The sequence below is a fragment of the Vibrio sp. Of14-4 genome (genome assembly GCF_022347625.1).
Lineage (GTDB): Bacteria > Pseudomonadota > Gammaproteobacteria > Enterobacterales > Vibrionaceae > Vibrio > Vibrio pristinus.
Genome location: NZ_JAKRGI010000003.1, coordinates 61,869 through 86,173, shown reverse-complemented (window position 1 = coordinate 86,173; position 24,305 = coordinate 61,869). Strand labels below are relative to the sequence as shown.

Sequence of the window (24,305 nt, the reverse complement as noted above, 5' to 3'; positions counted from 1 at the left end):
AAAATGGCACGTTAACGTGCCATTTTTAAAATTGTAGCTTACTACTTGGCTTAGAACTTATAGGTAACCGATACGTAGTGGCCAACGCCTGAAGATTCGTTTTCTCCACTGCCATATGGGTTCGCTGCGCCGTCTTCAAAGCCGTATACGTCCTTAAATAGCTTTAAACCATAACCTACAGCAAAGCGGTCTGAATGCCAGTAGATGCCGTTGAACATAGCGCTACCAGTACTAGACTGAGAATATTCGTCTTTCATACCAAACTGGAAATCTAGATAGCCTTGGTATGAGATAAATGAACCATTCTCGAAATGATAGAAAGGTTTGAACCAGTTAGTAGAAAGCTGGTAACCATTCCAATCTTTTTTAGAGTTGTCATACGTTGCATAAAGGTTCAGGCCCATTTTACCTAGCCATGGCGCGATGACGTCAGAGCCGACACCGATTTTATATTGTGCTTCTGTTGCGCCGCCGTAAAAGATGTTTTCACTGGCAATATAGACTTCTTGTACAGGGCCAAAAGAGAGATCTTTACCCGTTAATGCATCCAGAGACATACGAGGAGCAAACTTCATAAATAGTTTGTCTTTACCTGATTTGTCGCTGTCAGAATCACCAGTAATATTGAAATAATCAACGTACCCATAAAGGTCAAAAATTCCTGAACGACCGCCGAATTCCATCTCAAGATAGTCATGGGTGGAGTCAGAGCCAGGGCCTTTTTCATTAAAGGCTCCCATTAGGTTAAATTGAAGCCATTTGTAATCGTTTTTGTGAATATCACCGTCTGAGTAGTCAGCTGCCATAACAGGGTTAGACATTGCAGCAACAACACCAAGAGCTAAAAGTGATTTACGCATAGTGGGACTCTCTATGTATAGTTTGTGTGAAAATGTAATTATCGTGCCGAGGTATACAATCTTCGCTGTACTTTGGCTGGGCGCATAATAGCGATAAACACATCATTTATCAGTGATAAATGATGATATTTTGCACAATTTTAGTGATCTAAGTCACGATTTTAATGATTAATTTATTTTTAAATGGAACTGACATGTTTCTAGCAGAAGTGTTGACGGTATCGTTTGCTTCCTTGCTTGTTAAGTGAAAATGTGATTTTCTCGTTTTAATCACACGTGAGGCTAAGAATTGATCGAATTGCCACCTGTACCGTAGATCCTGTAAAACGAACCTATGGTACTAAGTAGTGAATGAATTAATGCTTTTTCCGCTCGGCTCTGTGCTGCTTCCCGGCGGAAAAATGAAACTGAGAATTTTTGAGCCAAGGTATAAGAGGCTTATCAAGCAAGCTTGTCAGGCTGATAACACGTTTGGTATTTGTCTGTATGATTCGAACGCCGAATCTGGAGATCCCGCGCTGTCGGTCGTCGGAACCCTTGCTGAGATTGTCGACTTTGAAGTTTTGGACGGTGGGCTGCTAGGTGTCACCATAGTCGGAACAAAGCGATTTAAGATCATTAAGGTCCGCTCTGAATATGATGGGTTGAGGCAAGCCAAAGTGGAGTGGCTAGACACTTGGACCTACTCAAAGATAAAATTGGAACACCAGCACTTAAGTGAATACCTCAAAGATGTGTACCGCCGCTTTCCTCAGTTTTCCGAGCTTCACCCAGAGTGTTATTTCGATGATGCCACTTGGGTGTGCCAGAGATGGTTAGAACTCCTCCCTGTCAACCAAAAAGAAGCAGACCATCTGCTCATGCAGAGCGACTGTCAGCAGGCTATAGAATTTTTATCTCAGTCGATAGAGAACTAAACTCTAGATAAGATAGAGTTCAATTTTATTGAACTCGAATATGATCACTTTGCTGTCAGTGTTCGTATACCGACCAATACAGCACGTAAAAGGAACTCGGCATGCTATCTAAAGACACTGAGTCATTTGCTAAGCAAGATTGGTGTGAGTGCATGGACAGAGTGAAAGAGCAGGATAAAGACGCTTTTTCTCTGGTCTTTAAGCATTTCGCACCGCGTCTCAAGCAATTTGCCTTCAAGCACATGGGGAACGAACAAGTCGCGCTTGAGATGGTACAAGAAACGCTGGCAACAGTGTGGCGAAAGAGCCAGCTTTTTGATGGAGCGAAAAGTTCACTATCAACGTGGATATACACAATCGCTCGAAACCTTTGCTTCGACACGTTACGTAAGCAGCGAGGACGGGAATTACATATCCACTCCGAGGATATTTGGCCAGATGATTTTTGTCCGCCAGATAGAGTCGAAGACTATGCTCCTGAGCACGAGATGCTTAAAGAGCAGGTCGTCAAGTTCTTGAGCGTGCTGCCAGAGCCGCAAAGGAAGGTTGTACAAGCAGTGTATCTGGAAGAACTTCCTCATCAGCAAGTCGCTGACATGTACGATATTCCAGTGGGGACGGTGAAATCGAGACTAAGATTGGCCGTTGAAAAATTACGTCACTCAATGGAGGTAGAGCGGTTATGAGTTATCATCCTGAACTACACATTCTCAAAGCGTATGCGGCAGGAGAACTTAACTCCGTTGACGGGTTTGCTATTGCTACGCACCTAGAGAGCTGTCCAGACTGTAAAGCAAATGTGTTAAAGCACGAGCAATATTTGGGTGAGGAGCTGAGTTCTCTCAAGGGGGAACAAGATCCGAGCTTTGAGTCTATGTTCGCGGACATAGTAGACTCTGAGCAAGAAATCATGCCGATGAGGCCGTTCAGAAAGCCTCTATCAGTGCAAGTGCATGGCAAAACCTTTTCTCTGCCGCTTTCTCTTTCTCGGTTTGAGAACAAAATTGGCGAGTGGCGCAGCTACGGCGGCAAAGTATTTAGTGCTCCGGTCGATGTGTGTGACTCAGTCAAAGTGAATCTGTTGTATATCGCGGAGGGGGTAAAAATTCCTCAGCATACTCACAAAGGGGTTGAATCGACCTTGATACTGCACGGAGGTTTTAGTGATGAAGCCGGGCATTACGAGGCGGGAGATTATCTAGTCAAAGATGGGTCAGACAAGCACAGTCCTTACACAAAAGAGGGTGAAGATTGTTTATGCCTTACTGTATTAACTCAGCCTATGATGTTCACCCAAGGAGTGGCAAGAATATTTAATCTGTTTGGCAAAGGAATGTATCCCTAACTTGCACTAAATAGGAAAAGGCTTGGTGATAAAACCAAGCCTTTTTTATTCCTTTTGTCTATTCGTTCAACCGTGATTTTCTTCGTTATCGTTTTGCTGAGCTTTGTTCAGTAAGTCGGTGAAATGGTGGCGAAGCGAATACAGCATTATCAGGCTTGGAATCACCATTAAACAGGTAATGATAAAGAATGTGGACCAATCATTTAAATAATCGACCAACTCACCACTGAAGGATGCCAGGGTTGTGCGCCCCAAATTACCAAGTGATGCGAGCAGGGCGTATTGGGTCGCCGAAAATGCTTGGCCAGTGAGAACGGTTAGGAAAGACACAAAGGCAACCGTGGAAAATGCCGTTGTGAAGTTATCGACAATGATGGTTGCCAAGAATAGGTGCTCATTTGGTCCCACTGATGCTATCCATGCAAACATTAAGTTGCTCGCCGACATAGTGACACCACCAATCATCAACCCTCGAACAATACCAAATCTGACGTTGACCATGCTGCCTACTAGGGTGAACAGCGTCGTTAGTCCCCAACCTATGAGCTTAGAGTAATAGCCAATCTGCTCATTTGAGAACCCGATTTCCTTGTAAAAAGCAATCGACATTCGGCCAAGGAAGGCTTCACCGATTTTAAATAAGAATACAAATAATAGCAGTGTGAGAGCGACACGTGTCCCATTGCGCTTGAAGAAATCCAAGAAGGGTTCGATAACGGTAACCGTTAACCATGCTATCACTCTATTTCCAACTACCTTGCTGTGGCGATCTTCGGCTGCTGCTTGTAATTTCTCTCGGTCAGTCTCGGGCTCACCAACTAAAAGAGTAAACAGCATCAACACAGCGACTATGATGGCCATTCCGTAATAAACTCCATTCCAGCCAATGGTGTCTGCATTGATAAATGCCACATAACCAGGTAGAGAATACCCTGTCCACCATCCCATTACCGCCATTGCTGAAGCTTGAGGTAGTTTGGAGGAATCTGATTTTGGGAAAGTATCAATACGAAAAGCATCGATAGCAATGTCTTGAGTAGCGGACGAGATTGCAATCGCAAGTGCTAGCATGGATGTGAACAGCAGGTTTTCTGCTGGATCAACTCCTGCTATCCCTATGGTGCAGATTAAGACCAGTGATTGACAAAAGAAAATCCAGCTTCTGCGTTGCCCTAAGAAAGTATGGAGCAATGGAAGCTTAATTCGGTCAACTAATGGTGCCCAAAGAAAATTGATCGCATAGACAGCAAAGACACTGCCAAAATAGCCGATTGCTGCTCGTGTTAGACCGGCGTCTTTTAGCCAGCCAGACATATTTGAACCAATCAGTACCCAAGGAAAGCCACTAGAGCAGCCTAACATGAATACCCAGAGCAATCTTTTGTCTGAATAGCTACGTAGAGTTGCTAGCCACGATTTGGAACAGGAATTGATTGACATGAACTCATCCTAATAGCGTTTAAATGTATACAATCACAAGTAGCTCTTACCCTTTAGGCCGGAGCTAGATACTTAAGCTCTTTAAACCAGCTTAAGTCATAGTGGTTAAAAATATTGCTTAGCCCTTAATAAGGCGAGATGATTATGTTCACTAATAATTTATTTATCAATAACAAACAGCTCCAACCTGCTAGGTTAGAGCTTGCTCTTAATTTAGGGTACTAAAGTTGTTTTAGTGATGATGATTGCCGGGTCAGGGACGTCACGGTAGCGACCTTTGGTTGTCGTTGATACTTTGCTCATGTTTTTGACAGTATCAAAGCCCCTGATGACTTTACCAAAAACAGCGTAGCCGTCTGTTAAAGGTTTCGTTTTGTCATTTTTGTTGTAATCAAGGAAGTTATTATCCTTGTAGTTAATGAAAAACTGGCGAGTAGCTGAATTCGGATCGCTGGTTCTGGCCATCGCGATTGTTGCGACTTGGTTTTTTAACCCATTAGATGCTTCATTTTTAATCGGAGCATAAGTAGGTACAAGGTTCATGTCTTTGTCTAATCCACCACCTTGAGCCATAAAGCCAGGAATGACCCGATGAAATTGCGTACCTATATAACTGCCATCTTTGACGTATTTTACAAAATTGGCGACTGAAATCGGTGCCTTTTCTTTATCGAGCTCAACGGTAAATGCGCCTAAAGTGGTTTCAAATACGACTTTAGGCCCAGCAAAAGCTAGGCTACTAAAAAGCGCCAATGAGGCAATGATTGTCTTCCACATTAGAAGCGCTCCTGCATGTAGTCTTTGAGTTCACGGTCGTTGGCAACTTCTTTTAACACTAAGTTAGTCACATCGTTGAGTACCATACCTATTTCATCATCTGATGCGCTTAGTGCTCCATTTCTTTTTGCGGTCCCCGTGTAAGTTTTCACTAGCTTACCATTGGGAGTTTCAGCGGTGATTTCGAGTACGACCTTGCCGTCCATTTCATTGGCCATGACCGAGTGTTTCACAGATACGAGTGCTTCTTGTATCTCCACACTTACAGAGTTTTCGCTGTTGACTGTGCTGTTAAAACCTTGGGATTGGAATTGCTCTAATAAGGCATTCTCAATACTGATGCGAACATTTTGTCTTGAGTGTATTGGTTCAATGTTAGAACGTCCGCTATCTATCAATGCTACGTATTGCGCTGAGCGAACATCTTTACTTGTGAGCGTAAAATTTGCATTTTGAACAAGGTTGCTGTTGCTCAGAACAGGCTGAGGCATAAAGTTTAGCTGTTCTTGTTGAGGGGAGGCGCATGCAGTAAGTAACGCCACTGAAGCGGCTAGAACCAGTTTTCTCATCATAATTTCCTTTAACGTAACTCTAATATAGAGACATGATAGTGAACTATTTAGTTGCCTGTAAAATAACAAATTTCTTATTTGAGGCGATAAGCTTGACCTTAGGCTTACCAAACAACTTAGATAACTTTACATCGTAGCCGAGGTGTCGATTGCCGATAACTAATAATTTTCCATCATTGCAAAGAACATGCTTCGCATCACAGAACATTTGCCATGCTATGTGATCCGTTATAGCTTGTTGTTGATGAAAGGGAGGATTGCACAAAACCAGCTCTGCACTGTCGGTTTGGAACCCATCCAGACAGTTATTGGTGATACATTCTATTTGTCTATCAGAACCAAGAGCATCGAGTAGATTTTCCTTTGCAGAGGCTGTTGCCATGTAACTTTCGTCTACGCATGTAATACTTATATCGGGGTTTTCGAGTCCTAGCTTTACTGATAGCACGCCATTCCCACATCCAAGATCAATGACTCGTTCTGTGGTTAAGCCATTTGGTAAATGTTCGAGCATAAAGCGAGCGCCTTGGTCGAGCTTTTCTCCCGAGTAGACATTGGGCAAGTTCTTCAGTTCAAATTTATGCGGCTCAACTTTCCATTTAGTGGCGGGGTCGACGGCAATAACGTTTGGAGCATCAGGGGTAGAAAAAACTAGGCGGTGCTTTTTCCAAGCGAGAGAGGTATGAGTGCTTCCTAAATATTTTTCGAACAATTTGAGTGTTGAAGAATGGATTTCTTTTGCCTTATTCACCGCAATGACAGGTACAGCCTCACCCAAACTGAGTCTTAATTGATTCAACTGCCATGTAAGATGGCGATTGTTTCTTGGGATTTGCATTAAGACGTAATCTACGTGAGCTGGGATATTGGCTAGCGTGCTGCATAAGGTGATATTGTTACTTTGATTATCCGCTAGGTTTTGCTGTGTCGCTTGATGTGCAACATGAGAGTCACTCATCAAGGTAACCTGATGGTTAAGAGCAAACCAGCAGCTTAGCGCACCGAAACTATCGTTTAGGATCAAAATATGTTTGCCAGGGGTAATGTCCAATTCTTCCATGTGGTTTATGAGGTATTCATCTCCAGCATCCCAAGCTTGAAGTGTTTCGTTATTCCTTTTGGGGTAGCGATGAAGAGTTAAAGTGCGTTGGTGAAGCGCAAGTTTAGTTTTCATATTTGTAATGGTATGGAAATGTATACGATAAATTGTCGCAGAAGCAGAAGGTAGTTAAAACTAAAACCTTTAGCTTTATGTATAACAAGAGTATCATTCCTGGACAGAAGCAATTCGCATTTAGGTTGACGTAATGGTACATGAAGCAATAGAAGCGAAACTCTCCGATTACTTTGAACCGGCTCACCTTGAGGTAATAAACGAAAGTTATATGCACAATGTGCCAGAGGGTTCAGAAAGTCATTTTAAAGTCATCATCGTCAGTGAAAAGTTTGCAGGACAGAGATTGATTGGCCGGCACCGGCAGGTCAACCAAGTTTTGGCATATGAACTCGCAAATCATATCCACGCACTCTCTATTCATACTTACACGATGGACGAGTGGAATAAACAAAATCAGGTGGCTCCTGATAGTCCAATGTGTTTGGGTGGATCCAAGTAGTATAGCGTATTATAAAGGTCGTAGTGGCACTTAATATTTTCCTGGTTATTAATTAACCAAATATTTAACACTAAATATACAAATACACGGCTTGATTAGCTCGATTGCTAAGTGTTTCATACTATGAATAAAACAAAGCATTATGAGGCGTGTGGTTATTGCTGTTTGTGCGGTGGTTCAAACTTATGACCAATACTTAACCTTTTAAACTCAAATCCTTCGAAATATATATCTGATTCCTTTCTTTGGTCATGGCGTATACTTCTAAAAAGATGATAGACTACCGCACCTGATAAATCTCGACTAAATTTGTAGCGAGGTTTTTAATAGGATGTTGCGATTTTGGTGTTTTAAAAAGCATCAAAACCGGACACTAATGTCGTGTCTAAAAGTTACGCAATCAATGAATCTTTTTCCCGATAAAAGTAGTGCAAGTGCGTATGATTACAATAAAGAAGGGTTTGGACCTGCCAATCGCAGGAACTCCTACCCAGGTGATTAATGATGGTAAAACCATCAAGAAAGTCGCCTTGCTTGGCGAAGAGTACGTCGGCATGCGTCCTACCATGCATGTTCGCGTAGGTGATGAAGTAAAAAAAGCTCAAGTTCTTTTTGAAGACAAGAAGAATCCGGGCGTGAAATTTACTTCACCAGCAAGTGGTAAAGTGGTCGAGATTAACCGTGGCGCTAAACGTGTCCTTCAATCCGTAGTGATCGAAGTGGCAGGTGAAGAGCAGGTTAAGTTCGATCAGTTTGAAGCAGGACAAATAGCTGGAATTAGCCGTGATGTGGTTAAAACTCAGCTTGTTGATTCTGGTCTTTGGACCGCTTTGCGTACTCGTCCCTTTAGCAAGGTTCCAGCTATTGAATCTTCTACACAGGCAATTTTTGTTACTGCTATGGATACTAATCCATTGGCGGTTCAGCCTGAGTTGGTCATTAATGAACAGCAGGAAGCATTCGTTGCAGGTCTGGATGTACTTTCAACTTTGACTGATGGCAAAGTTTACGTTTGTAAAGCCGGCACCAGTCTTCCTCGTTCTTCTCAAAGCAATGTTGAGGAACATGTTTTTGACGGCCCCCATCCAGCAGGACTTGCCGGCACTCACATGCATTTCCTGTATCCAGTAAATGCAGAGAATGTTGCTTGGAGTATTAACTATCAGGATGTGATTGCATTCGGTAAGTTGTTCCTAACTGGTGAACTCTACTCAGAGCGTGTTATTTCACTTGCTGGCCCTGTTGTTAATAACCCCCGCTTAATTCGCACCATTCAGGGAGCAAACGTTGCTGACCTAACGGATGGTGAATTAATGCCAGGTGAAGTTCGTATTATCTCAGGCTCAGTTCTTTCAGGAACTCAGGCTTCCGGTCCGCATGCTTATCTTGGTCGCTATCATGTACAGATTTCAGTCTTACGTGAAGGTCGTGATAAAGAGCTGTTCGGTTGGGCAACGCCTGGCAAAAATAAGTTCTCGATAACGCGTGCCTATTTAGGCCATATTTTCAAAGGTCAGTTGTTTAACATGACTACAACGACCAATGGTAGTGATCGCTCTATGGTGCCAATTGGCAACTACGAACGTATTATGCCGCTGGATATGGAACCTACTTTGCTACTTCGCGACCTATGTGCGGGCGATACTGACAGTGCTCAAGCATTAGGTGCGCTAGAACTGGATGAAGAAGATCTGGCATTGTGTACCTTTGTATGTCCGGGTAAGTATGAGTACGGAGCATTGCTTCGTGAATGCCTAGACACGATCGAGAAGGAAGGGTGATTTTCATGGCTCTGAAAAAGTATCTTGAAGACATTGAACATCATTTTGAGCCTGGTGGTAAGCATGAAAAATGGTTTGCTCTGTACGAAGCTGTTGCGACAGTATTCTACACTCCAGGTCTAATTACGAAGAAAAGTTCGCATGTTCGTGACAGCGTTGACCTAAAACGCATCATGATCATGGTTTGGTTAGCGGTTTTCCCTGCGATGTTCTGGGGAATGTATAACGCTGGTGGCCAAGCTATAGCGGCCTTGAATCACATGTACGCTGGTGATGAGTTTGCCTCAATTGTTGCTGGCAACTGGCACTACTGGCTGACGGAAATGCTCGGCGGCACTCTTGCAGTCGATGCAGGCTGGGGCAGTAAAATGCTCTTGGGTGCGACTTACTTCCTACCTATTTATGCAACAGTATTTGTTGTTGGTGGTTTTTGGGAAGTACTTTTCTGTATGGTGCGTAAGCACGAAGTTAACGAAGGTTTCTTTGTGACTTCCATTTTGTTCGCACTCATTGTTCCTCCAACGCTTCCTCTGTGGCAAGCAGCCCTCGGTATTACCTTCGGTGTTGTGGTTGCTAAAGAGATCTTTGGTGGTACAGGTCGTAACTTCTTAAACCCTGCGCTTGCTGGTCGTGCGTTCTTGTTCTTTGCTTACCCAGCACAAATTTCCGGAGATGTAGTTTGGACTGCTGCTGATGGCTTCTCTGGCGCAACAGCTTTGAGTCAGTGGGCTCAAGGTGGTAACGGTGCTTTGATGAATACCGTTACCGGTGCTCCAATTACTTGGATGGATGCGTTTATTGGTAACATTCCAGGTTCTATCGGTGAAGTGTCTACGTTAGCGCTAATGATTGGTGCTGCAATGATCGTATATATGCGCATTGCGTCGTGGAGAATCATCGCTGGTGTCATGATTGGTATGATTGCAACAGCAACATTATTCAATCTAGTCGGCTCAGATACTAACCCAATGTTCAATATGCCATGGCATTGGCACCTAGTTTTGGGTGGTTTTGCATTCGGTATGTTCTTTATGGCGACAGATCCAGTATCTGCTTCGTTCACTAACAATGCCAAATGGTGGTACGGAATACTTATTGGTTTGATGTGTGTGTTGATTCGTGTTGTGAATCCGGCTTACCCAGAAGGGATGATGCTTGCGATTCTATTTGCGAACCTATTTGCACCTTTGTTCGACCATATAGTTATCGAGAAGAACATCAAGCGGAGATTAGCACGTTATGGCAAGTAATAACGACAGCATTAAAAAGACGCTGGGTGTTGTTATCGGGTTGAGCCTTGTTTGTTCAATCATAGTATCAACAGCCGCTGTAGGTTTGCGAGATCAACAAAAAGCGAACGCTGTGCTGGATAAGCAAACTAAAATTATCGAAGTTGCTGGTATCGATACTGACGGAAAAAAAGTTCCTGAGCTTTTCTCTGAATTTATCGAAGCGCGTTTGGTTGATTTCAAAACTGGTGATTTTGTTGACGGCGACGCTGCAACCTATGACCAGCGTAAAGCAGCTAAAGACCCAGCTACGTCAATTAAGTTAAGTCCTGACGAAGACCAAGCTAAGATACTTCGACGAGCTAATGTAGGTACTATTTATCTCGTTAAGCAAGGCGATACTGTCTCTCGGGTTATTATACCCGTTCATGGTAATGGCCTATGGTCAATGATGTACGCTTTTGTTGCCGTAGAAACGGATGGCAACACAGTGTCAGGGATTACCTATTACGAGCAAGGTGAAACACCTGGACTTGGTGGTGAGGTTGAAAACCCATCATGGAGAGCTCAGTGGGTCGGCAAGAAATTGTTCGATGAAAACCACAAGCCTGCGATTAAAGTCGTTAAAGGTGGTGCTCCGGCTGGTTCTGAGCATGGTGTCGATGGTCTATCTGGGGCAACATTAACCAGTAATGGCGTTCAACACACATTTGACTTCTGGTTAGGGGATATGGGCTTTGGCCCGTTCCTAGCAAAAGTTCGTGACGGAGGTCTGAACTAATGTCTAGTGCACAAAACGTTAAAAAGAGCATTTTAGCGCCTGTATTGGATAACAACCCAATTGCGCTTCAGGTTCTTGGTGTATGTTCTGCGCTTGCAGTAACAACCAAACTGGAAACTGCATTTGTTATGACGCTAGCGGTAACCTTTGTAACTGCTATGTCTAACTTTTTCGTTTCTTTGATCCGTAACCATATTCCAAATAGTGTGCGAATCATTGTCCAAATGGCAATTATCGCTTCTCTTGTTATCGTGGTTGACCAAATACTTAAAGCCTATCTTTACGATATTTCTAAACAGCTTTCGGTATTCGTGGGTCTTATCATAACCAACTGTATCGTAATGGGCCGTGCGGAAGCATTCGCAATGAAATCAGCACCACTACCTTCTTTCATTGATGGTATCGGTAACGGTTTGGGTTATGGCTTCGTTCTTATCACTGTTGGTTTCTTCCGCGAATTGCTTGGCTCAGGCAAGCTATTTGGTATCGAAGTGTTGCCTCTAGTGAGCAATGGTGGTTGGTATCAGCCTAATGGTTTGATGCTACTTGCCCCATCTGCGTTCTTCTTAATCGGCTTCCTGATTTGGGCAATCCGTATTCTTAAGCCAGAACAAGTAGAAGCGAAGGAGTAAGAGAGTCATGGAACATTACATTAGTCTGTTAGTTAAATCGATTTTTATCGAGAACATGGCTTTGTCCTTCTTCTTGGGTATGTGTACTTTCCTTGCCGTATCTAAGAAAGTAAAGACCTCTTTCGGTCTTGGTGTTGCTGTTGTTGTTGTACTGACTATCTCAGTACCCGTCAACAACTTAGTATACAACCTAGTTCTTAAAGAGAATGCCTTGGTCGCTGGGGTTGACCTTAGCTTCCTAAACTTCATTACCTTTATCGGTGTTATCGCGGCTCTAGTACAGATCCTAGAAATGGTGTTGGACCGCTTTTTCCCACCTTTGTATAACGCGCTTGGGATCTTCCTGCCATTGATCACAGTAAACTGTGCGATCTTTGGTGGTGTATCTTTCATGGTTCAACGTGATTACAACTTTGCAGAGTCTGTCGTTTATGGATTCGGCTCAGGTGTGGGTTGGATGCTAGCGATTGTCGCTCTTGCAGGTATCCGAGAGAAAATGAAGTATTCTGATGTACCTCCTGGATTACGTGGTCTTGGCATCACATTTATATCCGTAGGTCTAATGGCGTTGGGCTTTATGTCTTTCTCTGGTGTTCAACTGTAAGTCGGGTAGACCGCAACAATAAAGGAATAGTCAATGGATATTATTCTTGGTGTAGTGATGTTTACTCTGATTGTACTGGCTTTAGTACTAGTGATTCTTTTCGCTAAATCTAAGCTTGTACCAACAGGTGACATTACAATTTCTGTTAACGATGACCCTTCATTGGCCATTGTTACACAACCAGGTGGCAAATTACTGAGTGCGCTAGCAGGTGCCGGCGTATTCGTATCTTCTGCTTGTGGTGGCGGTGGCTCTTGTGGTCAGTGCCGTGTAAAAATCAAATCAGGTGGTGGTGACATCTTGCCTACCGAGCTTGACCATATTACAAAAGGTGAAGCGCGTGAAGGTGAGCGTTTAGCCTGTCAGGTTGCAATGAAAACTGACATGGATATTGAACTTCCTGAAGAGATTTTTGGTGTTAAAAAGTGGGAGTGTTCTGTTATTTCTAACGATAACAAAGCAACTTTCATTAAAGAGCTAAAGCTTCAGATCCCTGATGGTGAGTCAGTACCTTTCCGTGCTGGCGGATACATTCAGATTGAAGCGCCAGTGCATCACGTTAAGTACGCCGATTACGATATTCCTGATGAGTATCGTGAGGATTGGGATAAGTTTAATTTGTTCCGTTATGAATCTAAGGTTAATGACGAAACTATTCGTGCGTATTCAATGGCTAACTATCCGGAAGAAGAAGGCATAATTATGCTTAACGTCCGTATTGCTACGCCTCCGCCGAACAATCCTGATGTACCACCTGGCATTATGTCTTCGTATATTTGGTCACTAAAAGAAGGTGATAAGTGTACAATTTCAGGGCCGTTTGGTGAGTTCTTTGCTAAAGACACTGACAATGAAATGGTATTTGTTGGTGGTGGTGCAGGTATGGCGCCAATGCGTTCTCATATCTTTGATCAACTGAAGCGTCTCAAATCTTCACGTAAGATGTCTTTCTGGTACGGTGCTCGTTCTAAGCGAGAAATGTTCTACGTAGAAGACTTCGATGGATTGCAAGCAGAGAACGACAACTTTGTATGGCACTGTGCTCTGTCTGATCCAATGCCCGAAGATAATTGGGATGGCTATACAGGCTTCATTCACAACGTTCTGTATGAAAACTATCTTAAGGACCATGAAGCGCCTGAAGACTGTGAGTACTACATGTGTGGTCCACCAATGATGAATGCTGCTGTTATCGGTATGCTGAAAGACCTTGGTGTAGAGGATGAAAATATCCTACTCGATGACTTTGGTGGTTAACACTTTAAGTTATTGATATGTATGGCTGGCCTACAAGGTCAGCCATTATTTTTTCCTACGCTGTAATTTAAAAGTGATGATAGAAGATGAATCTTGAATCCAGATTTATATACTATCTTCATTTCGTTATAAGGAGTCAAACAAGTGAAAAAATGGCTTGTTGTTTTTGCTTCTCTGTTCATTATTGCTGGCTGTGAAAAGCCCGTTGATCAAGTCCATCTTAGTGGCCCTACTATGGGCACGACATACAACATTAAATACATTGTTGCCGAAGGCCAGCCCACTCCTGATGTGGTACAGAAAGAAGTCGATCGCTTACTTGAGCAAGTGAATGATCAGATGTCGACCTATCGAACTGATTCTGAATTAAGTCTTTTTAATCAAAGTGAAAGCTCGCAACCTTTTGAAGTTTCGCCGCAAACGGCAACTGTAGTGAAAGAGGCTATCCGTCTTAATAATCTGACATTAGGGGCTTTGGATGTCACGGTTGGTCCACTGGTGAACCTATGGGGCTTTGGCCCTGAAGCACGTCCTGAAGTGGTGCCAAGTGACAATGAGCTTAAAAAACGCAAAGCAGAGACGGGAATTGAGCACTTAAGTGTAAATGGCAATGCGCTGTCGAAAGATATTCCAAACTTGTATGTTGACCTTTCTACTATTGCAAAAGGCTGGGGGGTTGATGTGGTAGCGGATTATATTGAGTCGCAAGGCATACTAAATTATATGGTTGAAGTCGGCGGTGAGATGCGTCTCAAGGGTTTAAATCGCGAAGGCGTTAAGTGGCGAATAGCGATAGAAAAGCCCACGGTTGATGAGCGAGCCATACAGGAAATCATCGAGCCAGGAGATATGGCGATTGCCACGTCAGGTGATTATCGTAATTACTTCGAAAAAGAAGGTGTGAGATACTCCCATATAATCAATCCACAAACGGGGAAACCCATTAACCATAAAGTTGTTTCTGTTACTGTACTCGATAAATCCTCTATGACGGCTGATGGTCTAGCAACGGGCTTAATGGTGCTTGGAGAAGATAAAGGTATGAAGGTCGCTAACGACAATAATATACCCGTATTTATGATTGTAAAATCGAGTGATGGCTTCATAGAACTGGCGTCAGACGCGTATAAGCCATATATTAATAAATAATAATTAGTGAGTATGTTGTTATGAGTACATTTCTGATCACCTTTGGTGTGTTTATCGCCTTTATAACGGCCATGTCTGTCGGTTATATCTTTCAAAAGAAAGTGGTAAAAGGCAGCTGCGGCGGGCTAGGGGCTGTCGGTGTAGATAAAGTATGCAATTGTCCCGAGCCTTGTGATGCACGCAAAAAGCGCGAAGCAAGAGAAGCGCTCAGAGCTGAAAAGCTAGCCGCATGGGAAAAAGACCGCATAGCATAGAACACATGGGCCCGACTAGAAATGTCGGGCTTTCTTATCCTTCAGAGCAGGCTTATTTATCTTCAAAACTTTATCGTAAACCTGTCATTATCAATGACAACCTATCTAGACACACTTAGTTTGCTGTTAGAGGACAATAAAGTTCGCAACTTTTTTTGGGGGGTATTTGGCTGCTTATTTTGGGTCCTATCTGGTTTTTGGACATAAATCATTTAGAGTCGATGGTCAAAATAACTCTTTGGATAATAAGTTCCCAATAACAGAGCTTCTGCGTAAAGCATATGCTGTATCCACCAAATTGGCGCTTTCGGAGTTCCGAGAGTGGACAGCCGATGAACTGAATGGTTATAAAGGCAAAGAAGTACCCGAATATAGAAAAATCAAGGGAACACTAAAGTGCTTTAACCCACATCAAGGCTGGATGCCTGCACAAATTCCAGATAGAGACCTAGAGAATTCAGTCTCAGTCCGCCCCAACAATCAATCTATTGCGGAGATTGAGCACCTTTTGGGAGGTGATGGTAGCTTAATAGCTCAAATCCCCGGCTCACAGCAGCAGGCTTTGCAGAATTTGTTCCAGTTTGAAGGTGAATTCACGGTTTTTATCAGTCAAGCCCGACTACAAGGCATTATTGATACAGTCCGCAATCGAATTCTCGACTGGTCTTTGCAGCTTGAAGCTGATGGAGTAGTTGGGGATGGAATACAGTTCACAAGAGAAGAAATGGAGAAGGCTCAAGTGACGCAGCAAAATATCCACATCGGTAATTTCCAAGGTGTTCTTGGTAATACAGAAAACAGCAACGTAACTCAAAACTTAAATATGACAGTTACTCAGGGTGACTTTGAACAGCTAGTAGATGCTTTACGTGGGCACCTAGTAGAGTTTAGTGACATTTCAGACTTAAAGCAGGCTATTGACGAAGATGGTGCAGTTGAACCTAACTCTGGATTTGGCTCAAAAGTGAGTGGGTGGATTGGAAAAATGGTTGGTAAGGCTGCTGACGGTAGTTGGAATGTAGGTGTCGCCGCAGCGGGGAACATTCTTGGAGCAGCTTTAAGCGGATATTATGGGATATCCTGAGAGATTAAAATCTACAAGGTGAACTAGATCTTCCACTGCAAACTACTAATCTTCCAGACGGAGTCATAGCAAATGACTGAAAATATGACATTTTCTGTAGGTATCAATGGCCACTTTAACGCTACGGTAGGCAATAATGGCAGTGGTACTCCAGAAGGAATTCCTCGGTCAAACATCGACTACGCAGTAGGTTTTTCCAGCGCAGCTCTGGAAGTTATTAACGTCGCACTAACAAGCCAAAAACTCGAAAACAGCGTCGATTATCTAGTTTACCCAATATGCTTCAACATGAGGCATGCCGTCGAATTACAACTCAAAAAGTTTTGGAACGATCTTAAAATACTATCCGGCTATCGCAAGTTCCGATTAGACAGTCACCGCAATAGCAAAATCAAAGCAGATCCTGAGCTACGAGGTCGTCTTGAAGCATTTCCAAGCCTTGACGAGGCTTCGACTCATGATCTTCGTAAAATCTGGAATCTAATTGAAGAGTATGCCCCTTTAATTGACAGTAGGTTCAATCAATTCATTGAACTACTTAGCCCCTTTATTGCTGATCTCGCGGATATGGATGCTACAGGCCAAACATTTCGGTATCCCGCAAATAATGAAAGTCAAATACATTTAGAAGATACCCCTATTATCAGCATTGAGATACTGAAAGTTCGATTTACCAACCTTATAGAAATACTCAAACATCTTGAGGACGTTAGCAATGAAATGATTTACGAGTACAGTTGGTCAGATTTTACGAACAACTTATCTCATTTTGATGTTATTCAAGCAACTAAGCACTTAGCAACCTTCCTCGGAGGTGAGCTTCCTTATTACAAAGCGGCTAAGGGGAGTACACAAAAAGAGTTCAACTTGAGTGCAAACGAGTATTCGAAGCTGGTTAAAATTATCGATAATGATAAAACTATCAACTACATATTAGAGACTGATAACCAGCCAGAATACCTTAACTTTGATTCACTTGTAGCTTTCTTCGATATTTTAGATCAGGTGTACCCAATGACTGAGTATGTTGATTCATACCATAAGACTACTAGCTCACATTTCGACATCAGTACTGCTTTTGGAGAGCATGAAATCAAAAGAATGGTTGCTAAAAGTAAGGCTATCGAAGATGTATCCCAGAACATTACTCTGTATCAAATTGCCGAAATTTATGCTCTCTATGAGTATCATAAACAGCCATGTTATATACAAATCTTTGAAAGATATTTGAAAGAATTTATCGATGAATTAAAAGTATATGAAAAGCGGCCCCATACAAATGAAACGCATGAGTTCATAAGGCACTTCTTCGAAAAAACCAACCTTATCAGAGGTGTTCTATCTAGCTTGTGGACATTTAACATGAGGCCATTAGTTAAGGAGTTAGTACATAAGTACAACCTCTCCAGTGTTCCATGGTACACAAAACTTGAAGGAGGAGAAGTACGTGATGGATTGACTGAGTACAATAGGTTTTACCGGGAAATTAAAAGGTTACGGTTGGTAACAGAGGAATCCAATAAGGCCATTAGAAGATTAAGTTCATTCGATTAAGTGTGTAGGAAAGCCTTTTCCCGAAGGTTAAGGTAGAGGCAATTAGAGGTTTAAAACTAAACTGCTTTTGTCCCGAACCGACCTAGCATTTATTTCTAAACACTCACTGCCAATGCATAGATATTACCAACGTCACATGAGTAAAATTTGGGGAAATCACGATTAATTGAAATGTGAGTTTGATCGTCGAAGCTGATAATGGGACAAAACCTTCTCAGAGCGAAAGACAAACGACGACAAAAAAGCATCTGGAAGTTTGCAACTTTATTTTCACAATTGGCTTTTGGTAGCCATGATAGAAGCGGGTTTCGGGGGCAGACATTTTTCATTTTTGTTGTTCAGCGACAGTGCATAAACAACGTCTTCTGCCTTGGCGTACCAGTAAAATTACAATATACTGTGTTTATATACAGTTATTGGGTTTTATGGAATCATGGAGCAAGGCAAAATAAGGAAAATTATCCATATCGATATGGATTGCTTTTACGCTGCGGTAGAGATGCGTGACAATCCAAGCTATCGTTCTCTACCTTTGGCTGTTGGAGGTAGGGAAAAGCAAAGGGGAGTGATATCTACCTGTAATTATGAGGCGAGAAAGTATGGAGTTAAAAGTGCTATGCCAACGGGGAAAGCCTTGACCCTATGCCCGAATCTTGTAGTGATTCCGGGTCGAATGCAGGTTTATAAGCAAGTTTCGCAGCATATCCGACGAATTTTTTCTCGCTATACTTCTCTGATTGAGCCTTTGTCCTTAGATGAAGCCTATTTAGATGTGACCGACTGTCCGCTTTATAAAGGTTCAGCAACGCTCATTGCCGAGGCTATTCGGCGTGATATTGCGAAAGAACTTAATCTGACCGCATCAGCAGGCATTGCACCGATTAAATTTTTGGCAAAAGTGGCTTCAGATCTAAATAAGCCCAATGGACAATATGTAATACCGCCAAGTCATGTGCAACATGAAGTGGATAAATTGCCACTGGAAAAAATCCCAGGTGTTGGAAAAGTGAGCTTAGCTAAGCTCAACAAAGCGGGCTTGTATACTTGCTCGGATATCAAAAACAGTGATTATCGCAATTTACTGTTAGGCTTTGGTCGTCTCGGCGCTTCTTTATGGACGAAAAGTCACGGCATTGACAACCGGCCCGTTATTGTCGAGAGAGAGCGCAAATCTGTAGGGGTGGAAAGCACATTGACTCAAAATATTATGACATTTGATCAGTGTTGGCAGGTTATTGAAAGTAAACTGTTTCCTGAGCTAGAAATAAGGCTCAGCAAAGTTTCTCCTGAAAAAATGATATTAAAGCAAGGTATTAAGCTTAAGTTTGCTGATTTTCAACAAACTACGATAGAACATCTGCATTCACAGCTAGACCTTGGCGATTTTAAAGGCTTACTTCGCGATATTCTCAAGCGGCAAAAAGGTCGCGAGATTCGCTTGCTAGGCTTAAATGTGATGCTTAAACCCGAAGAAGGGTCTCAGCAACTAAGCTTTTTCTAAACTTTTGTTCCTCGATACGACTTCATCAAGAACTTGTTGGTAGGCACAATGGCTAAGCTTGCCAAACCCAGTCAGTTTCTTGGCTTTTATCTTGGTAAAGCAAGGAGTTGGAATGCCACAAAGAAATTTCGTTTTCACTCTATCCGAGAATACTTCTGATGTGAGATTTTCTAATTCTTGTAACCAATTATCCAATTCTGATGTAGGTATATTTGAGTTTATCTTCTCTGGCCAAGGTTTGGTCTCTTCTTTACACACACTGCAGTGACCACATTGCTTTGGCGCATTGGGATCAGAAAAGTAGGATGCTAAAGCGTAACTTAAACACTGATTGGACTTAAACAATTTAAGCAGATGATGAATTCGTTCTATATCGCAGGACTCTTTATCTTTAAACAAAGACCATAACTTCTGAGCCATCTTCTCTTTGTCTTCGCAAATATCATCAACTTGATACACTTCGGTCATTAGCTTACTTTCGAGTTCAATCCATCCTTGTTGATGAAAATAATCCAGCGCGGCTATCGCTCGGTTTCTTTCGCCTCGATAGGTATTCCATAAATGTTCAAAGTCTACTTGATTCCATATTTTAGCGCTGGAAACACTATCAAACAGTGCTTGGGTAAATGTTCGTCTTTCACCATTAAAGCGGTTTATGATGTCATTTTTAGCTATTAGAAACTTAAACCGATATTGCGCAAAGTAAGTATACTGAGCGGAGATCAATCCATGCAATTCCATATAAACCAGTAAGGTTTTGAGAGGTAATGGGCGAATGTTGCTTTCACTAGACAACCTAGAAACGACGACCTCCCACTGGGGAGCAGAGGAGGAGGCTTGCTTAATGATATTGAGGATTTCGCTGTATTCGGGCGTATCACCATAAATATAATTTTCTAAAGTACAAATCCCGTCTTCATTGGCAAGCAATATGCACTGTGAAGAAAGACCATCTCTGCCAGCTCGGCCAATTTCCTGAGCATAGTTTTCTATAGATTTGGGTAAATCGAAATGAATAACTCGACGAATATCCGCTTTGTCTACCCCCATTCCAAAGGCGATGGTCGCGACGATACAATCTGTGTTACCTGCCATAAAGGCGTGTTGAATGTTTTCTCTTTGTTCACTCTCAAGCCCAGCATGATAGGCTACAGCATTGATTCCCCTTGAGAGCAGCATCTTGGCCAACGTTTCGGCCGTATTTTGCTGAGTGACATAAATGATGGTGGAGAGTGTAGGCGTTTGATTGAGCAACGAGAGTAAAACCGTTTCCTTTTGGTTGACTTGGCATGGCAGTACTGACAATTCGAGATTTTGCCGATAAAAGCCAGTGACAGTAATATCATTTTTTTCAATCGTGAACTTATTGCTCATATCATCCAGTACTGCTTGAGTAGCTGTTGCGGTGAGAAGCAACACCTGAGGTATAGAAAGTTGCTGCTGAATTTGAGGGAGCTTTAGATAATCAGGTCGAAAGTTATGTCCCCACTCTGAGATGCAGTGTGCTTCGTCAACAACTAGGAGAGATATGGATTGTTGAGATAAAAAATGACGAAAACGTTCATTCTTCATTCGCTCTACCGACACCATCAAAATACGGATCTCACCAGTTTGTACACCACTCATTGTGGCCTGAACGTCTTCTTTAGTCTGACCAGAATGAAGTGAGGCGGCTTTGACTCCTTTACTTTTAAGAAAAGTAAGCTGGTCTTTCATCAGCGCGAGCAATGGAGAGATCACAAGGGTGAGATGAGGAAGACACAAAGCAGACAGCTGGTAGCAGAGGGACTTTCCTGAGCCCGTTGGAAAGATAGCTGCACATGACTTTCCGCTCAATACCTTATCTATGACTTGGTATTGTCCTTCTCTTAACTGCTCAAAACCAAAGCACTGTTGCAGTTTTTGGTAGATGATTTGTTGGTTATTTGAAGTCTGCATTTTTGCTATCTGTATGACTTGGGCTCATGAAATAGTATTCTAAAGAGATTATCAGTTGAGGAATATGATTTTAGTATGAATAAGTTTGAGCTACTGCAAACAATATTACTCGAGATGGAAAAGTCGCTCATCATTGCTCAAAGCGCAACTCAAAGAGCGATTGAATCGGCAACGGATGAAGAGACAGTACCTGAGCATAAATATGACACTTTGGCATTAGAGGCTTCTTATTTGGCACATGGGCAAGCTATGAGAGTTGAAGAGTGTGAGCGCGAACTGAGCGTGATGAAACAGATGCAATTACCGAAAAATGTCGAATCAGTGATGCTTGGCTGTTTAGTCTCACTTTTGGACGATGATGACCAAGCTCAATACTTTTTTATTGCACCATGTTCAGGCGGATTGAAAATTGACTATCAAGCAAAGCGAGTCATGTTAGTCACACTTAGTTCACCACTAGGAAAGGCATTAAAAGGTAAGTTAGTGGGGGATGAAGTGGAATATCAAGTTGGACCAAAGAGTTTCTATTATCAAATCGATACAATAATTTGACGTAAGCGGGCGAATTGTTTGCTAGGGTTTGGAAGTATTTAATAAAGCGAGATAAAAATGAAACAAGTGCTTTGGATGATCCCTTTACTTATGGTGGTAAACCAAGTGGGCGCTGCTCAGTGCAGTGTCGATCTAAAAAATGATATTCGATTGAATAATGAAAGGTTGGAAATCCATCAGCCAGACGGTAACACGGCGGTGTTAGATTCGAACAATCGACTGTTGATTCAAGGAGAGGAGGTCACTCTTAAACCTGAACAAACACAAGCAATATCCGACTATCGTGCTCATTTAAATGATTACTTACCACGAGCAAAACAAATGGCTCGTGATGGGCTTGCACTAGCCAATGATATTATCGATGATGTTGCAAAGAGCTTTGATGCGCCTAAAGCATTTGAAGGGGTTAAAGCTTCGATGCAAGAATTTTACGCGAGTATTGAACAAAGGTATTACAAAGAAGGAGATTTGATTTTACCCGCAGATAGCTTTTCTTCTTTGAGTGAAACTTGGAATCAAGATTTGGAAGATGCTAAAAAGCTTTTCAATAAAGAATTCATATCCAGTGCTTTTACTGCAATGTCTGAGAAAATGAAGGCCGAAGATGGCCTTAATCTTACCCAAATAACTGAAACGATGAGCGAGCTTAAAGAGCGTATCTCGGCTAGGTTGAAAAAACATGCTGGCGAGGTTGAGCAACAGAGCCAAGAGTTTTGTGACTCTTTAGGTGAACTTGCAGAAGAAGAGCAAGAGCTGCACCAGATTATTCCTCAGCTTCAAGATTACCAAGTGTTTACTATTTAGACACTTATTTAATACTTCCCTTTACCCTTAGAAAGAGCGCATTGAGCGCTCTTTCCTTCTATACTTTCACTCTTTTGTCTTTTTATCAGAGATCTATTGACTAGCTGATTATTTATGTAAATAAATATTTACGAGCTGTGATGTTATTTTTTGCTGAGTAACTGCTGACTAGCGCCTAATACCACTAGAGAGAAATCAGTGGTTGTAATATTGTACTAGCCAACTAGTTTATGAATGCAGTATTTTTCGTTTTATGGTAGCAAAAGATAATAATGAATCTCGGGAACACTTTGGCTCTCGATTGGGTTTTATTTTAGCGGCGGCTGGCGCAGCGGTCGGATTGGGTAATATTTGGGGATTTCCGACTCAAGCGGCGAGCAATGGTGGAGGCGCGTTTTTGCTGGTCTACCTAGTCATGATTTTGGTTGTCGCCTTTCCCATGCTTGTGGTTGAGATGGCGATTGGTCGCCATGGACAAGCAAACCCTGTGGATAGTATGCGAGCTCTGACACCTAACCTAGCGATGAAAAAATTTGGCGCTATGGTTGGCTGGATTGGCCTGAGTGTCCCTAGTATGGTACTTGCCTTTTACAGTATTGTTGGTGGTTGGCTTATCTGCTTTCTCCTTGGTGCTATCACTGAAATTCTAGGTCTAGAGTCTGCGACGAAATGGCTTCAAGGGTTTAGTGTCGAGCGTAACTTATTTGGTACTCTAGCATTTTATGTACTGACTATTTTGATCGTGCAAGGCGGTGTAAAGCAAGGCATTGAGAAATGGTCAACGCGTTTAATGCCCGCACTATTTGTTCTGTTTGGACTACTCTTTGTCTACATCATGACTCAGAGTGGGGCAACAGAAGGGTTAAAGCACTACTTGGTTCCTGACTTTAGTAAGGTGATGGATGGCAAATTGATTTTGGCAGCTATGGGCCAAGGTTTTTTCTCTTTGACCATAGGTGGCTGCTCTATGTTGATTTATGGCTCCTACCTGAGTAAGAGAGAAAACCTACCTAAGATGGCGATGCATGTAACCCTTGTTGACACATCGGTTGCTTTTATCGCTGGCTTGGTGGTTATGCCTGCGATGTTTGTTGCCATGCACAAAGGGGTTCAGATCTATGCAGAGGATGGGTCGTTACTGAGTTCAGATACCTTGGTGTTTACTGTACTGCCTTTAATGTTTGATAGCCTGGGATTTTTAGGCCAGTTATTTGCTATTGTCTTTTTCACCTTGCTGACGATCGCCGCTTTAACGTCATCCATTTCAATGTTGGAGTGTCCAGTGGCTCTAGTGAGTGAAAGACTAGGTACCAAACGCAGTTCGACCAGCTGGATTTTGGGAGGCTTGATTGCGCTATTTAGTACAGTGATCGTGTTCAATTTTGGCAATCTCTTTGGCTTGGTTGCCACAGTAGCGACTCAATATGTTCAGCCAGTAGCTGCACTTTTATTTTGTGTATTTGGGGGCTGGGTTTGGAATCGAAGTTCGAAAATCAAAGAATTAGAGCAAGGATGTCCGGATTTTACTCTCGGTTGGTTTGGAAAACTTTGGCCTGTGTACGTAAAGTTTGTTTGTCCTGTACTAGTTGCTACGGTTATTTGGGCATCATTTAGCTAAATAAAATGACGAGCAACACCTCATTTGATATGAGGTGTTG

General features: G+C 42.5%; 24 protein-coding genes. 18 read left to right on the top strand and 6 right to left on the bottom strand.

Annotated elements, in window-relative coordinates; genetic code table 11:
- Positions 1 to 50: 50 nt before the first annotated feature.
- Positions 51 to 860 (bottom strand): outer membrane protein OmpK, encoded by an 810-nt coding sequence (locus MHN79_RS04205; RefSeq protein ID WP_239171843.1) that lies wholly within the window; start codon positions 858 to 860, stop codon positions 51 to 53.
- 347 nt (positions 861 to 1,207) lie between these two features.
- On the opposite strand from MHN79_RS04205, the gene MHN79_RS04200 reads away from it, so the two are divergent.
- The 3 genes from MHN79_RS04200 to MHN79_RS04190 all read left to right on the top strand — a co-directional run bounded on the left by MHN79_RS04200 (position 1,208) and on the right by MHN79_RS04190 (position 3,122).
- Positions 1,208 to 1,777 (top strand): LON peptidase substrate-binding domain-containing protein, encoded by a 570-nt coding sequence (locus MHN79_RS04200; RefSeq protein WP_239171842.1) that lies wholly within the window; start codon positions 1,208 to 1,210, stop codon positions 1,775 to 1,777.
- Positions 1,778 to 1,878: 101 nt separating this feature from the next.
- A complete protein-coding gene (locus MHN79_RS04195; protein WP_239171841.1) occupies positions 1,879 to 2,463 on the top strand; it encodes a sigma-70 family RNA polymerase sigma factor in 585 nt (194 codons plus the stop codon).
- Complete coding sequence (locus tag MHN79_RS04190; protein ID WP_239171840.1) at positions 2,460 to 3,122, top strand: ChrR family anti-sigma-E factor; 663 nt, start codon at positions 2,460 to 2,462, stop codon at positions 3,120 to 3,122. Before MHN79_RS04195 ends, MHN79_RS04190 begins: the two co-directional genes overlap by 4 nt.
- Positions 3,123 to 3,188: 66 nt before the next feature.
- Here the strand turns inward: MHN79_RS04190 and MHN79_RS04185 are convergent, their stop codons facing one another.
- The 4 genes from MHN79_RS04185 to MHN79_RS04170 form a co-directional block, all read right to left on the bottom strand.
- Positions 3,189 to 4,562 (bottom strand): MFS transporter, encoded by a 1,374-nt coding sequence (locus MHN79_RS04185; protein WP_239171839.1) that lies wholly within the window; start codon positions 4,560 to 4,562, stop codon positions 3,189 to 3,191.
- 213 nt (positions 4,563 to 4,775) lie between these two features.
- Entirely contained in the window at positions 4,776 to 5,339 is a 564-nt protein-coding gene (locus MHN79_RS04180) for a peptidylprolyl isomerase (protein ID WP_239171838.1), read from the bottom strand.
- Complete coding sequence (locus MHN79_RS04175; RefSeq protein ID WP_239171987.1) at positions 5,339 to 5,908, bottom strand: YajG family lipoprotein; 570 nt, start codon at positions 5,906 to 5,908, stop codon at positions 5,339 to 5,341. Before MHN79_RS04175 ends, MHN79_RS04180 begins: the two co-directional genes overlap by 1 nt.
- A gap of 46 nt (positions 5,909 to 5,954) precedes the next feature.
- On the bottom strand, positions 5,955 to 7,085 hold the full coding sequence (locus tag MHN79_RS04170; RefSeq protein ID WP_160929525.1) for a methyltransferase: 1,131 nt from the start codon (positions 7,083 to 7,085) through the stop codon (positions 5,955 to 5,957).
- Positions 7,086 to 7,218: 133 nt separating this feature from the next.
- On the opposite strand from MHN79_RS04170, the gene bolA reads away from it, so the two are divergent.
- From bolA to dinB, 12 genes are all read left to right on the top strand, one after another.
- Positions 7,219 to 7,527, top strand: a complete 309-nt coding sequence (gene bolA, locus MHN79_RS04165; protein WP_239171837.1) for a transcriptional regulator BolA — start codon at positions 7,219 to 7,221, stop codon at positions 7,525 to 7,527.
- Between the two features lie 440 nt (positions 7,528 to 7,967).
- Positions 7,968 to 9,308, top strand: a complete 1,341-nt coding sequence (locus MHN79_RS04160; protein ID WP_239171836.1) for a Na(+)-translocating NADH-quinone reductase subunit A — start codon at positions 7,968 to 7,970, stop codon at positions 9,306 to 9,308.
- A 5-nt stretch (positions 9,309 to 9,313) separates the two neighbouring features.
- Positions 9,314 to 10,558: an NADH:ubiquinone reductase (Na(+)-transporting) subunit B gene (locus MHN79_RS04155; RefSeq protein ID WP_239171835.1), complete on the top strand. Its 1,245-nt coding sequence runs from the start codon at positions 9,314 to 9,316 to the stop codon at positions 10,556 to 10,558.
- On the top strand, positions 10,548 to 11,318 hold the full coding sequence (locus tag MHN79_RS04150; protein ID WP_114785189.1) for a Na(+)-translocating NADH-quinone reductase subunit C: 771 nt from the start codon (positions 10,548 to 10,550) through the stop codon (positions 11,316 to 11,318). Before MHN79_RS04155 ends, MHN79_RS04150 begins: the two co-directional genes overlap by 11 nt.
- Positions 11,318 to 11,950, top strand: coding sequence for an NADH:ubiquinone reductase (Na(+)-transporting) subunit D (locus MHN79_RS04145; RefSeq protein WP_114785190.1), 633 nt, complete (start codon positions 11,318 to 11,320; stop codon positions 11,948 to 11,950). The genes MHN79_RS04150 and MHN79_RS04145 overlap by 1 nt, the downstream gene beginning before the upstream one ends.
- 7 nt (positions 11,951 to 11,957) lie before the next feature.
- Positions 11,958 to 12,554: an NADH:ubiquinone reductase (Na(+)-transporting) subunit E gene (nqrE, locus tag MHN79_RS04140; RefSeq protein ID WP_152431091.1), complete on the top strand. Its 597-nt coding sequence runs from the start codon at positions 11,958 to 11,960 to the stop codon at positions 12,552 to 12,554.
- A gap of 33 nt (positions 12,555 to 12,587) precedes the next feature.
- Positions 12,588 to 13,811 carry an NADH:ubiquinone reductase (Na(+)-transporting) subunit F gene (gene nqrF, locus MHN79_RS04135; RefSeq protein WP_239171834.1) on the top strand — a complete coding sequence of 408 codons (1,224 nt, stop codon included), beginning with the start codon at positions 12,588 to 12,590 and terminating at the stop codon, positions 13,809 to 13,811.
- Between the two features lie 144 nt (positions 13,812 to 13,955).
- Positions 13,956 to 14,960, top strand: a complete 1,005-nt coding sequence (locus MHN79_RS04130) for an FAD:protein FMN transferase (RefSeq protein WP_239171833.1) — start codon at positions 13,956 to 13,958, stop codon at positions 14,958 to 14,960.
- Positions 14,961 to 14,980: 20 nt separating this feature from the next.
- Entirely contained in the window at positions 14,981 to 15,214 is a 234-nt protein-coding gene (gene nqrM, locus MHN79_RS04125; RefSeq protein WP_114785194.1) for a (Na+)-NQR maturation NqrM, read from the top strand.
- Positions 15,215 to 15,380: 166 nt separating this feature from the next.
- Positions 15,381 to 16,298: a hypothetical protein gene (locus tag MHN79_RS04120; protein ID WP_239171832.1), complete on the top strand. Its 918-nt coding sequence runs from the start codon at positions 15,381 to 15,383 to the stop codon at positions 16,296 to 16,298.
- 72 nt (positions 16,299 to 16,370) lie between these two features.
- Positions 16,371 to 17,852 carry a transcriptional regulator gene (locus MHN79_RS04115; RefSeq protein ID WP_239171831.1) on the top strand — a complete coding sequence of 494 codons (1,482 nt, stop codon included), beginning with the start codon at positions 16,371 to 16,373 and terminating at the stop codon, positions 17,850 to 17,852.
- A 433-nt stretch (positions 17,853 to 18,285) separates the two neighbouring features.
- A complete protein-coding gene (dinB, locus tag MHN79_RS04110) occupies positions 18,286 to 19,353 on the top strand; it encodes a DNA polymerase IV (RefSeq protein WP_152431084.1) in 1,068 nt (355 codons plus the stop codon).
- Here the strand turns inward: dinB and MHN79_RS04105 are convergent.
- Positions 19,339 to 21,291, bottom strand: coding sequence for a RecQ family ATP-dependent DNA helicase (locus tag MHN79_RS04105; protein ID WP_239171830.1), 1,953 nt, complete (start codon positions 21,289 to 21,291; stop codon positions 19,339 to 19,341). The two genes, dinB and MHN79_RS04105, sit on opposite strands and share 15 nt — an antisense overlap.
- Positions 21,292 to 21,366: 75 nt before the next feature.
- On the opposite strand from MHN79_RS04105, the gene MHN79_RS04100 reads away from it, so the two are divergent.
- From MHN79_RS04100 to MHN79_RS04090, 3 genes are all read left to right on the top strand, one after another.
- A complete protein-coding gene (locus MHN79_RS04100; RefSeq protein WP_239171829.1) occupies positions 21,367 to 21,843 on the top strand; it encodes a GreA/GreB family elongation factor in 477 nt (158 codons plus the stop codon).
- Positions 21,844 to 21,900: 57 nt separating this feature from the next.
- Positions 21,901 to 22,647, top strand: coding sequence for a YggN family protein (locus MHN79_RS04095; protein WP_239171828.1), 747 nt, complete (start codon positions 21,901 to 21,903; stop codon positions 22,645 to 22,647).
- A 253-nt stretch (positions 22,648 to 22,900) separates the two neighbouring features.
- Entirely contained in the window at positions 22,901 to 24,265 is a 1,365-nt protein-coding gene (locus tag MHN79_RS04090) for a sodium-dependent transporter (protein ID WP_239171827.1), read from the top strand.
- The last annotated feature ends 40 nt before the right edge of the window (positions 24,266 to 24,305 follow it).

Excerpts from the sequence above, each read along its gene's own strand:
- MHN79_RS04095 (WP_239171828.1), top strand. The coding sequence starts at position 21,901 with ATGAAACAAGTGCTTTGGATGATCCCTTTACTTATGGTGGTAAACCAA.
- dinB (WP_152431084.1), top strand. The coding sequence starts at position 18,286 with ATGGAGCAAGGCAAAATAAGGAAAATTATCCATATCGATATGGATTGC.
- MHN79_RS04190 (WP_239171840.1), top strand. The coding sequence starts at position 2,460 with ATGAGTTATCATCCTGAACTACACATTCTCAAAGCGTATGCGGCAGGA.
- nqrE (WP_152431091.1), top strand. The coding sequence starts at position 11,958 with ATGGAACATTACATTAGTCTGTTAGTTAAATCGATTTTTATCGAGAAC.
- MHN79_RS04115 (WP_239171831.1), top strand. The coding sequence starts at position 16,371 with ATGACTGAAAATATGACATTTTCTGTAGGTATCAATGGCCACTTTAAC.
- MHN79_RS04155 (WP_239171835.1), top strand. The coding sequence starts at position 9,314 with ATGGCTCTGAAAAAGTATCTTGAAGACATTGAACATCATTTTGAGCCT.
- MHN79_RS04170 (WP_160929525.1), bottom strand. The coding sequence starts at position 7,085 with ATGAAAACTAAACTTGCGCTTCACCAACGCACTTTAACTCTTCATCGC.
- MHN79_RS04090 (WP_239171827.1), top strand. The coding sequence starts at position 22,901 with ATGGTAGCAAAAGATAATAATGAATCTCGGGAACACTTTGGCTCTCGA.
- MHN79_RS04145 (WP_114785190.1), top strand. The coding sequence starts at position 11,318 with ATGTCTAGTGCACAAAACGTTAAAAAGAGCATTTTAGCGCCTGTATTG.
- MHN79_RS04105 (WP_239171830.1), bottom strand. The coding sequence starts at position 21,291 with ATGCAGACTTCAAATAACCAACAAATCATCTACCAAAAACTGCAACAG.
- MHN79_RS04160 (WP_239171836.1), top strand. The coding sequence starts at position 7,968 with ATGATTACAATAAAGAAGGGTTTGGACCTGCCAATCGCAGGAACTCCT.
- MHN79_RS04195 (WP_239171841.1), top strand. The coding sequence starts at position 1,879 with ATGCTATCTAAAGACACTGAGTCATTTGCTAAGCAAGATTGGTGTGAG.
- nqrM (WP_114785194.1), top strand. The coding sequence starts at position 14,981 with ATGAGTACATTTCTGATCACCTTTGGTGTGTTTATCGCCTTTATAACG.
- MHN79_RS04150 (WP_114785189.1), top strand. The coding sequence starts at position 10,548 with ATGGCAAGTAATAACGACAGCATTAAAAAGACGCTGGGTGTTGTTATC.
- nqrF (WP_239171834.1), top strand. The coding sequence starts at position 12,588 with ATGGATATTATTCTTGGTGTAGTGATGTTTACTCTGATTGTACTGGCT.
- bolA (WP_239171837.1), top strand. The coding sequence starts at position 7,219 with ATGGTACATGAAGCAATAGAAGCGAAACTCTCCGATTACTTTGAACCG.
- MHN79_RS04180 (WP_239171838.1), bottom strand. The coding sequence starts at position 5,339 with ATGTGGAAGACAATCATTGCCTCATTGGCGCTTTTTAGTAGCCTAGCT.
- MHN79_RS04205 (WP_239171843.1), bottom strand. The coding sequence starts at position 860 with ATGCGTAAATCACTTTTAGCTCTTGGTGTTGTTGCTGCAATGTCTAAC.
- MHN79_RS04185 (WP_239171839.1), bottom strand. The coding sequence starts at position 4,562 with ATGTCAATCAATTCCTGTTCCAAATCGTGGCTAGCAACTCTACGTAGC.
- MHN79_RS04175 (WP_239171987.1), bottom strand. The coding sequence starts at position 5,908 with ATGAGAAAACTGGTTCTAGCCGCTTCAGTGGCGTTACTTACTGCATGC.
- MHN79_RS04100 (WP_239171829.1), top strand. The coding sequence starts at position 21,367 with ATGAATAAGTTTGAGCTACTGCAAACAATATTACTCGAGATGGAAAAG.